This is a genomic window from Ruegeria sp. BK1, from assembly GCF_056535645.1.
The window spans coordinates 3,645,785-3,658,833 of record NZ_JBQFIS010000001.1 but is presented as its reverse complement, the minus strand read 5'-3'; the positions used below and the strand labels follow the sequence as shown (position 1 = coordinate 3,658,833).

14 protein-coding genes are annotated in these 13,049 nt (G+C 53.2%); 11 read left to right on the top strand and 3 right to left on the bottom strand.

The features are described from left to right. The first annotated feature begins 30 nt into the window (after positions 1–30). The 5 genes from ACR3E7_RS18100 to ACR3E7_RS18080 all read left to right on the top strand — a co-directional run bounded on the left by ACR3E7_RS18100 (position 31) and on the right by ACR3E7_RS18080 (position 3,418). Entirely contained in the window at positions 31–318 is a 288-nt protein-coding gene (locus tag ACR3E7_RS18100; protein ID WP_216598974.1) for a helix-turn-helix transcriptional regulator, read from the top strand. Between the two features lie 152 nt (positions 319–470). Beyond that, positions 471–1,433: a DNA-primase RepB domain-containing protein gene (locus ACR3E7_RS18095; RefSeq protein ID WP_171727347.1), complete on the top strand. Its 963-nt coding sequence runs from the start codon at positions 471–473 to the stop codon at positions 1,431–1,433. Then, positions 1,430–2,521 (top strand): AAA family ATPase, encoded by a 1,092-nt coding sequence (locus ACR3E7_RS18090; RefSeq protein WP_171727348.1) that lies wholly within the window; start codon positions 1,430–1,432, stop codon positions 2,519–2,521. Before ACR3E7_RS18095 ends, ACR3E7_RS18090 begins: the two co-directional genes overlap by 4 nt. A 217-nt stretch (positions 2,522–2,738) precedes the next feature. Next, on the top strand, positions 2,739–3,116 hold the full coding sequence (locus tag ACR3E7_RS18085) for a hypothetical protein (protein ID WP_171727349.1): 378 nt from the start codon (positions 2,739–2,741) through the stop codon (positions 3,114–3,116). A 2-nt stretch (positions 3,117–3,118) separates the two neighbouring features. Next, positions 3,119–3,418 carry a hypothetical protein gene (locus tag ACR3E7_RS18080; RefSeq protein ID WP_171727350.1) on the top strand — a complete coding sequence of 100 codons (300 nt, stop codon included), beginning with the start codon at positions 3,119–3,121 and terminating at the stop codon, positions 3,416–3,418. A 324-nt stretch (positions 3,419–3,742) separates the two neighbouring features. Here the strand turns inward: ACR3E7_RS18080 and ACR3E7_RS18075 are convergent, their stop codons facing one another. Then, positions 3,743–4,162, bottom strand: coding sequence for a DUF3010 family protein (locus ACR3E7_RS18075; RefSeq protein ID WP_170482268.1), 420 nt, complete (start codon positions 4,160–4,162; stop codon positions 3,743–3,745). A gap of 369 nt (positions 4,163–4,531) precedes the next feature. Further along, positions 4,532–5,593, bottom strand: coding sequence for a LacI family transcriptional regulator (locus tag ACR3E7_RS18070; protein ID WP_170602461.1), 1,062 nt, complete (start codon positions 5,591–5,593; stop codon positions 4,532–4,534). Positions 5,594–5,763: 170 nt separating this feature from the next. Here ACR3E7_RS18070 and ACR3E7_RS18065 point away from each other — a divergent pair, with 170 nt between their 5' ends. The 6 genes from ACR3E7_RS18065 to ACR3E7_RS18040 all read left to right on the top strand — a co-directional run bounded on the left by ACR3E7_RS18065 (position 5,764) and on the right by ACR3E7_RS18040 (position 11,872). Beyond that, positions 5,764–6,990 carry an ABC transporter substrate-binding protein gene (locus ACR3E7_RS18065; protein ID WP_170602462.1) on the top strand — a complete coding sequence of 409 codons (1,227 nt, stop codon included), beginning with the start codon at positions 5,764–5,766 and terminating at the stop codon, positions 6,988–6,990. Positions 6,991–7,059: 69 nt separating this feature from the next. After that, entirely contained in the window at positions 7,060–7,953 is an 894-nt protein-coding gene (locus ACR3E7_RS18060) for a carbohydrate ABC transporter permease (protein ID WP_170498952.1), read from the top strand. Then, positions 7,946–8,851 carry a carbohydrate ABC transporter permease gene (locus ACR3E7_RS18055; RefSeq protein WP_170602463.1) on the top strand — a complete coding sequence of 302 codons (906 nt, stop codon included), beginning with the start codon at positions 7,946–7,948 and terminating at the stop codon, positions 8,849–8,851. The genes ACR3E7_RS18060 and ACR3E7_RS18055 overlap by 8 nt, the downstream gene beginning before the upstream one ends. 6 nt (positions 8,852–8,857) lie before the next feature. Further along, positions 8,858–9,934, top strand: a complete 1,077-nt coding sequence (locus ACR3E7_RS18050) for an ABC transporter ATP-binding protein (protein WP_170602464.1) — start codon at positions 8,858–8,860, stop codon at positions 9,932–9,934. 52 nt (positions 9,935–9,986) lie between these two features. Then, positions 9,987–10,727, top strand: a complete 741-nt coding sequence (locus tag ACR3E7_RS18045) for a sugar phosphate isomerase/epimerase family protein (RefSeq protein ID WP_480504814.1) — start codon at positions 9,987–9,989, stop codon at positions 10,725–10,727. Positions 10,728–10,738: 11 nt separating this feature from the next. Continuing rightward, a complete protein-coding gene (locus tag ACR3E7_RS18040; RefSeq protein WP_480504816.1) occupies positions 10,739–11,872 on the top strand; it encodes a Gfo/Idh/MocA family protein in 1,134 nt (377 codons plus the stop codon). Between the two features lie 458 nt (positions 11,873–12,330). On the opposite strand, the gene ACR3E7_RS18035 is transcribed toward ACR3E7_RS18040, so the two are convergent. Beyond that, positions 12,331–12,957, bottom strand: coding sequence for a TetR/AcrR family transcriptional regulator (locus ACR3E7_RS18035; protein WP_480504818.1), 627 nt, complete (start codon positions 12,955–12,957; stop codon positions 12,331–12,333). Between the last annotated feature and the right edge of the window lie 92 nt (positions 12,958–13,049).

Below are 13,049 nucleotides of genomic sequence, written 5' to 3'. Positions count from 1 at the left end.
GAAGCCATTACACAGAAAGGAGAATTGCAGATGAACATTGAACCAATGCACGTCGACGGGCTTGACCCGCCAAACGAAGGTAACAGGCGCGCTTCTGTTAGCGAAACGCACCCTACCCTATTGAGTTATGAAGAGCTTTGGGACCTCGGCATTAAATATAGCAAAGAACACCTGCGACGTCTTGAGACAGACGGATTGTTCCCCGAACGCGTTCCACTAAGCGCCGCCCGCGTTGCTTGGGTCGAAGCAGAAATCATCCAGTGGATCAATGATCGCATATCTACTCGATCTGGTCGGCTGGGCGAGCGCACAGATTAGTCGACACGCGCGTTAAGGTGGCACTAGATGGCATCTCACAATGCGAGCGAGTTGAGTGGTTAATCGTCGACAAATATCGTTATGACGACGTGAAATCACTGATGTTGGACTGAGATCCGGCGAAATCATCAGTAAATTTAAGGAGAAATAACATGCGAAAGCGCATGAATAATCAAGCTCGTCCTGGCGACTGGAAAGTCGCCGCGGCAGAGTTCCTAGTCCCAATATGGCGAACGCACTATGATCGCGATTACGTCTTCGTCGGAACAAAAGAAGTCGGAAACGACCGCTGGAGAGAGCACGCCTTTCAGCTACCGGTCGAAGTCGAAGATCTAGTAATTTTCTTCGAGGAGTTCGATCGTCAAGACTTCGACTTATATTTTTGCGCAAATTCCTTCGAAGCAAACGAACGAAAAAAGGTAAATGCGCGCAGCACTCGCTTTGCTTGTGTCGACGTTGACGACGCGCCGCTTGAAAGATTTGTCCCGCCTCCATCTATTTCATGGCGAACTTCTCCGGGTCGTCATCAAGCAATTTGGTGCTATGGCGAACCCTTGCCCGTGCATCATATTGAACAAATCGCCAAAGACTTAGCGTATGATTTTGGAGCTGACAAAAACGGGTGGAGCGTAACCAAATGTCTTCGAGTTCCACACACGTTCAATCACAAGCCACGTTACGATCGCCCCCTGGTCCGCTTGATTAACGCGCCATCTGACCCTTTTGAGTTTGCACTCGACCCTCCCGAGTACCAGTGCCCAACTGAGAGAAAACCGAGGCGATCAAACAAGACGGTACGCAAGCGGCGTCGCGGTACTTACAAAAAGAAGATTGCGCGCGGACAAGAACACCGTCGGAGAATTCTCAAAAAATACCATCTGAAGCTTACCTTAATGCCTCGCTCTCTGCTCGGTCATGACAGGCTTCTCTACCCTGACCGGAGCGACGCAATATACGCGATGGTCGCAGGTCTCTATGAGGTTGGTGCGATGCGCGATGAGATCGATGTAGCGATATGGAACAGCATCTACTTTTTAGACAAATACGGTGAGGATCGCCGGGCTCTTGAAACCGAGGTTTCACGCATTGTCCATAAACTGGAGGCAAAGCGATGAGCAAAACGCCTCAAGAGAAAAAGCCACGATCGAAACGCAGGTCCAAAAAACGTACAAGCCGAAAATCCAAGCGCCACTCTGGAGTGCTGACTCGCAAAAACACCGAAGCGTTTGGGTCTTTCGCAGATATGGAGCCGGAGGAAGCCAACTTCCTTGTCTACCCTTACATTGTACTCGGTGCGGTAACGATGCTTGACGGAGACCCAAAACAGGGGAAATCCAGCTTTACTGCCGCATTGGCAGCGCACGTTACAACCGGTCGCGATCTACCATTCGGCAAGCTAGAGCGAACAGGGGGCGTTCTCTTTCTATCGATCGAAGACGATCCAGCGAAAATTATTTTACCAAGGCTGAACGCGAATGGAGCTGATCAGACGAAATGTCGGTACCTGCGGGAGTATCTGGCGCTAGACGAGGCTGGCCTAAATGCCCTGGACGAAGAGCTTACGCGCAACCCCGCCGTTTTGGTCATCATCGACCCGCTTTTCACATACATGGATGCGGCAGCAAACTCCAACAGCGCGACCGACATGGCGCGATACATGACGCAACTGAGCGAAATTGCAGCGGCGCATGATTGCGCGATCCTAGCAGTCAGGCATCTCAACAAGTCCGACAGCCAAGACATTTTGATGCGTGGTATGGGCTCGAAGGCAATCGTCGGCACGGCCAGGTCGGGCTTGTTGCTGGCCAAACACCCCTCAGACGCAAAGCTACGCGCGGTTGCACATGCAGCCTCAAACTGGGGGCCAGAAGGTCAAACTATTCTGTTTGAAATGGAAGAAAGAGAAGACCGGATGCCACCTAGGCTCGCTTGGAAGGGCGTGGACAACAAAATGGACGGATCATCGCTTCTGGCGGAGCCCACCGCAGCGGATGCCGGGCGCAAGCCCAAGGAAGGCATCCAGGCCGAAATGTTTATCAGAACCACGCTTCTCGATGGGCCAGTTAACGGCAAGGAAATTGGGCGAAGGGCAAAGCGGCTTGGCATCACGGACATAACGCTCCGACGCGCCCGTGAAGAGCTAGGGGTCAAATTCACCAATGAGGGACGCGCTCGTCTTTGGAAGCTGCCGAAGGACGATTGATGATCAAATCACGCGGTGTAGGGGCCCGTTTTGATCATCAATCATTCATGCTCAAAACCCCTAATTTATACGCGAATGTGAGCATTGATCGCGCACAACATGCCATGTTTCGGCGGTTTTCAATACTGGCACGCTATTTGGTAGCGACTGGCAATCGCTTATCATCCCTCATGAAACCCCTGTGTGGTCACAAATCAGGGACACGCGGACAATGGCTATGCCAGCACATAAACCGACCAACGAACATCGGCACATCGTGGAGGTGCTGGTGGCCGGTGGCACGCCCAAAACGATCATCGCGAAGGCACTGGGTATTGGTATGAAAACGCTACAGCGGCACTACCGAGAAGAATTGGACAGCGGTTTGGAACTGGCAAACGTCAAGGTCGTGCGGCGTCTGTTTCGCTTGATCGAACAGGGATCAACGCCAGCGACCATCTTTTGGCTCAAAACTCGTGCAGGCTGGAAAGAAGGCCAGACGGTTGAGATCGAACAGAAGCAAGAACAGCAGGCGTATGACTTCACTAAGCTATCGGATCAGGAGCGAGCGGACCTGCGCGTGAAACTCGAAACTGTTGTCGGGCGGAGGCACTGACCATGAAACCACATATCCGAGAAGTTGAACTGATGCAGACCTACGACGCAGAACTAGACTGCTTTGTGCGCGACATTAGGATATGCCCAGATACTGGCGTTGGTGTGTTGTCCACTTTCGGTGACCGTAGTCCGGACATGTCCGCTTGTATCGAACGGTTTGAGGAGCTCGACCGCGAGTTAGAAGAGATCCAGGTGGTCAATTGGTTCGGAGACCAAGCAGTGCTAGACGGTTGCTTTCTTCGCGTTGATGGATGCTGGCAAGCGTTCGTGTACCCCCACAAACGCCGCCAGACACGCTGAGATCGCCGCTGGGGCGCTTCTAGGCAATTTGACGACGTTACCCCCGCGAAACAGGACTCCGGCGGTCCTGGGGGCATCCTGGTAGCGCCAATCAAGAACGCCAGTGGCCAACGTTCGAAGCATTGTGTTTCCAATGACACGCAAACTCCGTATGCGCGTGTCGATCGGTGTTTCATCTTTGATCTCTATTCAAGATCAATAACTTAAGGACAGCGTGCGGGTGCGCGCCAATAAGCCTGGGTGACACATGGGTGACAGTCTCTGGATTTCGGTTGGTAGCATAACAAACCACAATACCCCCGAACGCCTATCCCAGATCTGACATCAGCCCTTTGCCAATGTATAAGCACCAGAAAGAAAGGCGTTCTTTAAATAGACCGGCAGCTTCTCGGGATACTCTTTCACTTCCTTCTTGGCGAAATTGGACAAAGCCACCGGATTGACGAACCTAGTGTGACATCCTTCTGTGAGTTGGATCAGAGTCTCGATTTTGAAAGAGACCGCACCGCCTGCCATACGGCCTTTCTTTGCGCGCGTTTTGATCGCAAATGTTCCAACCTCGTTTTCGCGAGCAAACTCATCAAGCTTGGCCATGAATGAACGCAGATCTGCCTCGGATGTGTCATCCTCGAGTTCAATCCTTGTGGTCTTCGGTCGGAGCATCTCTACCTTGCCCTCGTCATCCAGGTCGACAACGGCAAGCCGAACTTCCTGTGCCGATATCTCGCAACCGCATACTCTCATATGTCGTTCCTTTGTGTGACAGTTCCTCACTAACATCTTTCGGACCAGAATATATGCCACCTATACCGCTGTTTGCGCCTTATCGCAGTCAACAAGCTTAGTCATTCAGATCCGCAATGCTGGCATAGGCAAGACGGTTGAAGGCGGTCATGCCACCGCTGAAAGACCAAAAAGTCCAGCCAAGTCTCCCTGTGAGGTTTTCCGTAGGCGCCGAAAGGAATTTCTGAATTGTGAGTTTTGATCTTGCTTAGCTTAACAAAGCGGCCATTCACTCGGCTCACGTCGAACTTCTGCTCAGCGGACAAAGCAGTCGCTTGGCGACTGCGGTGCTTCTCTGGAGCTCTGCGTCGCGGCAACAGAGGGTTTCACTCAATGTCGCATTCGGTCAACGGGAATTTCGAGGTGCTGCATGGGCTTTTTCTCGGGTTCCAGTAACAACTGCAAAACGGCTTTGGCCAGAAACCGGCCAGCGTCACTGACATCCTCGAACTCGACAACAATATTCTCACGGAACATTTTCAGGACGGGGATTACTTCTTTTGAATACACGTCGATATCCTCGCCGAGCTTGCGCCCCATCTGTTCAATCGCAACGATTGCCGCAATCGCTGTTTTAGACGACGAACTGACGATTGCATCAACTTCCGGCGAGTTCTGTAGCCTGTGTTTTATCCAGTGCCGGAGCTGGTCCGAGGACTGATCGCTGTCAACGTTTTGAGCGATGCGGTAGCTCAAGCCCAACCTGCTGCAAGCTTCTTCCAGCCCGCGCTTCATATCTTGCGAATAGTTCTGATTTAGCGGTGGCAGGATCGCATGGATATTTTCCCGACCTCTTGCAGCCAAACGATTGATCGCCACACGCATGAAAGCGCTGTTGTCATAGTCGTAGTAGGCGTGCCGCTCGCACCATTTTGTCCGTCCATGCGTTGCAAAAGGGAAGTTGTGCTTAAGCAGGTATTCGACGCGCCGGTCTTCGGGTTCGGTCATGTTGAAGATGACGGCATCAGCAGAGCGTGTCTTGACGATATACTCGATGGGCCGCAGCGAATCTTCGTCGGGGAACCAAGGCAGCACGTTGAGATGAAACCTTGTGCCACGCAGTTCCTGCGCAATCGAACTGGTCAATCTTGATGTGTTGTTGATGACGTCGCCCTCGGCGGGAACAACAAGTGAAATAACATTTGTACGTCCGGTTCTTAGACGCACTCCAGCGCGGTTCGGAACGTAGCCGATGGCATCCGCAACGTGGCGAACAAGCTGTTTTGTCTCTTGTCCTATGTCCGGTGCATCGCCCAACGCGCGCGAAACTGTGGCCACCGCTAAGCCACTGATGCGCGAAATGGTTTTCTGCGTCGGTCGCTCTCCCGGCAGAACTTGAGAGACCAACTCTTCAGTACTTAATTGACTGACTTCGGCCACCGTTTTCTTCATCGACCCTCTCCGTTCACCAATAGTTGGCAACTTGCGCAAGATGTGTACTTCCATCGCGACCGGCTTCGGCAGTACTCAGATGGATTTATAGCGAGTCAAAAAAATTGCTTGCAAGGCATTTCTGTAACGATATAGATTTTTACTATAACGTTATAGTAAGGGAGGATGGCATGAAACGGATAAAATATCTGCTCTCGGCAACAGCGCTTGTTGTGGCGACAAGCGCGTCGGCAACTGAATTGGAAGTGATGCACTGGTGGACGTCGGGCGGTGAGGCCGAGGCGGTCAAGGAAATCGCGAACGCGTTCAACGCAACAGGCAACACCTGGGTCGATGCAGCCATCGCGGGCGGCGACAACGCAAGGCCGGTCATGATAAGCCGTATTGTTGGCGGAGATCCGATGGGCGCGTTTCAGTTCAATCATGGCAGGCAGGCTGAAGAGCTGATCGAAGCGGGCCTGCTCCGTGACATCACCGACATTGCCGAAGCAGAAGGCTGGACCGATCTGGTAAACCCACCTTCTCTACTGGCTTCCTGCACTGTTGATGGCCGCATCTACTGCGCGCCTGTCAACATTCACTCCTGGCAGTGGCTCTGGGTCAGCCACAAGGCATACGAAGATGCAGGTGTTCCCATCCCGACAAATTGGACTGAATTCGTAAGCTCGGCCTCCGCGCTCGAAGCCGCGGGCAAGATCCCCATGGCCATGGGTCAGCAGGGCTGGCAGCAGGCTGGTGCGTTCAGTGTTCTGATCGCAAGCCTCTTGCCAAGTGAAGTTTATAACAGCGTATACGGTGACAAGAATACGGATGTTGCTGGTGGTGCCGAAGTCGCCAGCGTCTTCAAAGCTGCTGCCGATGCGCGTTCAATGGCCGCCAACTCAACGGTTCAGAATTGGAACGACGCGACCGCGCTGGTCATCAAAGGCGAAGCCGGTGGCCAGATCATGGGGGACTGGGCGCAGGGTGAAATGGCAGTCGCAAACGTTACCGCTGGCGAAGATTACAGTTGCCTTCCTGGGCTGGGCATGAATCCGCGTCTTTCAACAGGCGGAGATGCGTTCTATTTCCCTGTTCTCTCGGATGAAGCCCAGATCGCCGCGCAAACCGAGCTAGCCAAACTGATGCTCGATCCCGAAACGCAAGTGGCCTTCAACCTCAAGAAGGGGTCGCTCCCTGTGCGCGGTGACGTAAACCTAGACGCAGCCAATGACTGCATGGCGAAAGGCCTCGATTTGCTCAAGGCGGGCGCGCTGCTGCCCGACGTGAACCAGTTGATCACGCCAGACACCAACGATCAGCTGAAAACGTTGTTCACAGAGTTCTTTGCGGATGCGTCGATGACACCCGAAGATGCGCAGAAAGAATTCGTCAAGATCATCGGTCGGGCTGAATAAATACTGACAGTGGATTGCGGGCTCACTTGCCCGCAATCCGACACCAACAGTTGAAGGGAGGGGGAGCAGATGGCTTCGCAACGCCCAAACCAACTGTTCCGCAACCTGAACGCAAAAATAGCCTCGATCCCCATGATCGTTACTGCTCTGTTTGTGTTCGTTGGTGGGACAGCCTGGACAGTGGTTTACAGCTTCACCAGTTCGGGATTGCTGCCGCGGCTGAAGTGGGTTGGCCTTGATCAATACGACCGCCTCTGGGGTACGAAAAAGTGGCTGGTTGCGATCGAGAATCTTGCAATTTATGGCTTTTGTATGCTCGCTCTGGTGTTCGTGATCGGGTTCATCCTCGCGGCGCTGATCGATCAGAAAATACGTTTTGAAAACACCATCCGCACCGTCATCCTTTACCCCTATGCCCTGAGTTTTGTCGTCACAGGGTTGGTTTGGCAATGGATACTGAACCCTGAATTCGGCATCGAAGCCATCGTCAGGGGAATGGGGTGGCAAAGCTTCGAATTCGACCCGCTTTACAACCCGGAAATCGCCATATTCGGTGTCCTGATTGCCGGGCTCTGGCAAGGCAGCGGGCTGGTTATGGTCCTCATGCTCGCCGGATTGCGCGGGATAGATCAGGATGTCTGGAAAGCCGCACGCGTGGACGGCATTCCCGCATGGAAAACTTATCTGTTCATCGTCATTCCCATGATGCGCCCGGTGTTTATAACGACATTGGTTCTGACAGTAACCGGCATCGTCAAGCTATATGACTTGATCGTCGCGCAAACCAGCGGCGGCCCCGGTATCGCCACCGAAGTTCCCGCCAAATACGTCTACGACATGATGTTTGGCGCAAGCAACCTTGGTCAGGGCTTCGCCGCCTCGACCATGATGCTGCTCACAGTGGCCCTTGTCGTCATCCCTTGGGCCATCCTCGAGTTCGGAGGAGGGAAGAAACATGGTTGATGTCATGTCTACGACGCTCGAGGGGCCGCAGGGGCCCAAACCCACCAAGATGCTTTCGCGGAGAAACATCTTACTCTATGGCACCTTGCTCGTCGCTGCAGTCTACTACGCGCTGCCCCTCTACATCATGGTTGTCACGTCACTGAAGGGAATGCCGGAAATACGCGTCGGGAACATTTTTGCCCCGCCGCTCGAAGTCACATTCGAGCCCTGGGTCAAGGCTTGGTCCGAAGCCTGTACGGGCTTGAACTGTGAAGGCTTGAAGGTCGGCTTCTGGAATTCAGTCAGAATAACAATCCCTTCAGTCCTAATTTCGATCGTCGTTGCATCGGTGAACGGGTATGCCTTGGCGAACTGGCGTTTCAAAGGTGCAAACGCATTCTTCACCATCCTGATATTTGGCGCCTTCATTCCCTATCAGGTGATGCTCTATCCGATCGTCATCATGTTGCGAGAAGTCGGTCTTTATGGATCACTCACCGGGTTGGTCATTGTCCACACGATCTTTGGCATGCCCATTCTGACCCTGCTGTTCCGCAACTACTTTACCTCGTTGCCGGAAGAGTTGTTCAAAGCCGCTCGCGTCGATGGCGCTGGGTTCTGGCGCATCTACTTCCGCATCATGCTGCCGATGTCCGTGCCCATTTTCACCGTCGCCGTGATCCTGCAGGTCACAGGCATCTGGAATGACTTCCTGTTTGGCGTAGTCTACACCGGCCCGGATACTTACCCGATGACGGTACAACTCAATAACATCGTCAATTCCACGCAAGGCGTGAAGGAATACAACGTCAATATGGCAGCGACCATAATTACAGGTCTTGTTCCGCTGACCATCTATTTTGTCTCCGGCAAACTCTTCGTCCGCGGTATCGCGGCCGGCGCTGTCAAAGGGTAAACCCTCATGAGCAACTCAGTTGAAATCAAAAATCTTGATCTGGCGTTCGGCTCGGTCAAAGTGCTGCAAAACCTCAATCTGGAAATCGGCAAAGGCGAGTTTCTAGTACTTCTCGGCTCGTCCGGTTGCGGAAAATCCACGCTGTTAAACTGTATCGCCGGCCTGCTTGACGTAACCGCAGGTCAGCTGTTTATCAACGACGAGAACGTGACGTGGGCGGAGCCTTCCGAGCGCGGTATCGGCATGGTTTTTCAATCCTACGCGCTCTATCCTCAAATGACTGTCGAGGGAAACCTGTCATTTGGTCTGAAAAACGCCAAACTGCCTAAAGCCGAAATAGCAGCCCGCATCAAACGTGCCGCAGAGATCCTGCAAATCGAATCCTTGCTTAAACGCAAACCGGCCGCTCTGTCGGGAGGCCAGCGTCAAAGAGTTGCCATAGGACGCGCATTGGTGCGGGACGTCGACGTTTTTTTGTTCGATGAGCCGCTGTCGAATCTGGATGCCAAACTGCGCGCGGACCTGCGTGTCGAGATCAAGCGTTTGCACCAGAACCTCGGAAATACGATGATCTACGTAACCCACGACCAAATCGAAGCCATGACGCTTGCGGATCGTATTGCGATTATGCGCGGCGGTCAGATCATGCAACTGGCATCGCCGGAAGAAATCTATAGTCGCCCTGTAAACAAATACGTGGCTGACTTCATTGGATCACCGTCAATGAACTTTCTGGAAGGCCACATCAAAAACGGCGCTTTTGAAACGGGCGACCTTTCGATCCCACTATCGGGGTACGAATTCTCCGCTGGCCCGGCGACAGGTCCTGCGACTTTGGGGGTCCGTCCCGAACACGTCATCACCGGCGAACTGGTCGGCAAAGCCCCTTTCCAGACAGATGTTTCGGTCAGCCTTATCGAGCCTACAGGATCAGATACACTCGTCGACTGCGAAATTGCCGGTAGCCCGTTCCGCGTCCGTATGGATGGGCAGGCCAAGATCGCGGTGGGCGAAAAACTGCAGCTCGGGCTCGATCTATCAAAGGCCTCGCTCTTCGACACCAAATCCGAACTGCGGCTGTGAGCCAAAAGCGTCTGCCATCATTGAAACAGTCAGACAATCAAAGGATTGAGTTATGCCTGCCATCTCCTATCAGCTTTATTCTTCGCGCAACTGGGACGTGGAGGAAACCTTTGCCATGCTCGCGGATCTGGGGATCAATGAGGTCGAAGGTTTCGGTCCATACTTTGATGATGTTGAAAAGACAAAATCCCTGCTCGACGCCTATGGCCTAATCATGCCGACGGCACATTTTGCGTTGGATTTGGTCGAAACCGACCCTGATCGGGTGATCGACGTTGCAAAAAAAATCGGCATTCAAACAATTGTCATCCCGTTTGTGGCACCCGAAAATCGTCCGTCCTCGGCGCAGGGATGGAAGGAATTTGGCGAGCGTCTTGTTTCTGCTAGCAAACCTGTCTTGAACGCAGGTCTTGGCTTTGCCTGGCACAACCACGACTTCGAAATGGTGCCCGTCGACGGTCAGACACCTCTAGATCTGATTGCCGCGGCCTCCGAGGATATCCAGATCGAACTTGATCTCGCTTGGGTAAAATTCAGCGGCGAGGACCCGGTCCAATGGATTGAAAAATACTCCGGACGACTGGTCGCAGTGCACGTGAAGGACATTGCTCCAGTAGGAGAAAACGCGGACGAAGACGGCTGGGCAGATGTCGGCTATGGCACGATGGACTGGCCTGCGATCAAGCGGGCGATGGATGCAGCTCTCGTGCGACGTTACGTGATCGAGCACGATAATCCCAATGATCACAAGCGGATGGCTCAACGGTCACTCGCAACTGTTCAATCATTCTGAGGAAGAACGCGATGCAGGTATATGGTGTCGGAATAATCGGGTGCGGCAATATCTCGACCGCCTATCTGAATCTTGCGCCTTTGTTCAACTATATTGAAATCCGGGCAGTCGCGGACCTGAACATGGAAACCGCGCAGGACCGGGCTCAAGAGTTCGGCGTCCGCGCGGATACGGTCGAAGGTCTGCTGGCAGCCGACGATATCGACATCATCCTCAATCTCACGATCCCAGCCGCGCATTTCAGTGTCACAACGTCGATCCTCGAAAATGGCAAGCACGCCTATTCGGAAAAACCGTTTGTGTTGACCCTTGAGGAAGCTGAAACACTGCGGAAAATGGCGCAAGAACGAAATCTGCGGATCGGATCAGCGCCGGACACTTTCCTGGGCGGTGCCCATCAGGCGGCCCGTGCGGCAATCGACAGCGGCGAGGTGGGCGAGATCATCGGCGGCACATGCCATGTCATGTCGCATGGAATGGAGTCCTGGCACCCGAACCCAGACTTCTTTTTTCAACCAGGCGGCGGCCCAATCCTCGACCTCGGCCCTTACTACATCTCCAATCTTGTGCAGTTGATTGGCCCGGTTAAAGCCGTGACGGCCATGGCTTCGGCAAGCTTTGCTGAACGCGAGATCGGCAATGGACCACGATTGGGTGAAATGGTTCCGGTCGAGATCCCAACAAACGTTCACGCGCTCCTGGAGTTCGAAAACGGCGCTTTGATCACATTTGGGGCAAGTTGGGACGTCTGGGCGCATCGCCACGACAATATGGAGTTATACGGCACCAGCGGCTCTTTGTTCATTCCGGACCCAAATTTTTTTGGTGGCGAGGTGTTGATGTCAAAGGCGCAGGGCGAAATCACACAGGTACCAGACAACAATCATCCATTATCTGTAGCAAATGGTTCGGATGGATCCGGGGTGCACCGTGCCAACTATCGTTGCGCAGGCCTCGCGGAAATGGCTCAGGCTATTCAGGATAACCGTCCACACCGGTGCAGCCTTGAGATGGCGACCCATGTTGTTGAAGTCATGACCAGCATTTTGGCCTCAGCGCAGGATCGCGGCTGGGCATCCATGACGACGACCTGCGACCAACCATCTTGGCTTGGCCCCGAACAAGCAGTCAAACTAATGCGGTGAAAACCACAATTTGCGCGATAGACGCAAAGTCAGCAGCTTCTCGCGCGCCGACCATCAGGTGCTAGTCCCTACGATTGTGGAAGCTTTCTGCTGAGTGTTGATTTACTTGTTTGGCCCTTTGTCCGTAGTGCGCTTCTCGCGACACTTTGAACGGGCTGCTTCGGGCTCAAAGCGGTCATACGCTGCACTTGTCATGAATGACTGCTATGCGGACTTAGCTGCCGGATGCTGATGCAGCAAACATCGCGCGCCCTCACCAACCAGATCGCAAAAATACTCGCGGCAATGCAGCGCGATTTCCCAAAAGCGGACGTCCAAATCACGCAAATCGACCGAAATCCAATCCGGACATTAGCTACGCTCCAGTTCTATGTCTCACATGCGGACGAAGCAGACTTTGCACTTGTCTAGACTTGGCCACATCTGCCGATAACCTGATCCAACCAGCAGATGTGGTTTCAGCCCGAAAATTGCTGGGCAAACACCAATCCGAGATAATCCTTAACTTGTCGCTCAGCGTGTGCGCGCGTGAATGCTTCAGGGTACATAAGGATGTTCAGCCAGGTTCCGTCGAACAAGGCTTCGAGCGTAGCGGCAACCTCATCTGGCTGGCCAAACAGTGTTCTTTCCTCAGCGATCTGTTGTAGCAAAGTACGACAAGTTTCCATTCGCTCTGCGTCGATGCCCGAAGTGATCTCGCGATATACTTTTCGATGGCGGGCCTCGCCAAAGAACGCAAACCAGACAGCCAATTTTTTTCGGCTGCAAATCTTGGGGTGAAATTGCGCCTCCACAATGGCGTAAATTTTCTCGACAGGTGTCAACTCTGTCTTCATCACTCTTTGCTTCCACAAATTGCGATGCTCTTCCGCTAGCGCGCCAAGGGTGTACTGCAAAAGCGTGTCCTTGTTCGCGAAGTGAAAGTTCACCAAACCCAACGAAAGGCCGGCAGTCTCACTGACCTTGCGCAGTGTCGTTCCCGATATTCCGTGACTGGCAATGCAAGTCACCGTCGCATCGATCAGTTGCCTGCGCCGTTCTTCCGGCGCCTCAACGCGAGTTTTTTTCTTCACCTTTACAGCCATTTACCTAGATCCACTGAACATCCGTTCAATCAATCCCTTGCTTTTTCAATAAAGTCAACGCATTGATTTGATCAAATTTGATTCTTTCAGTA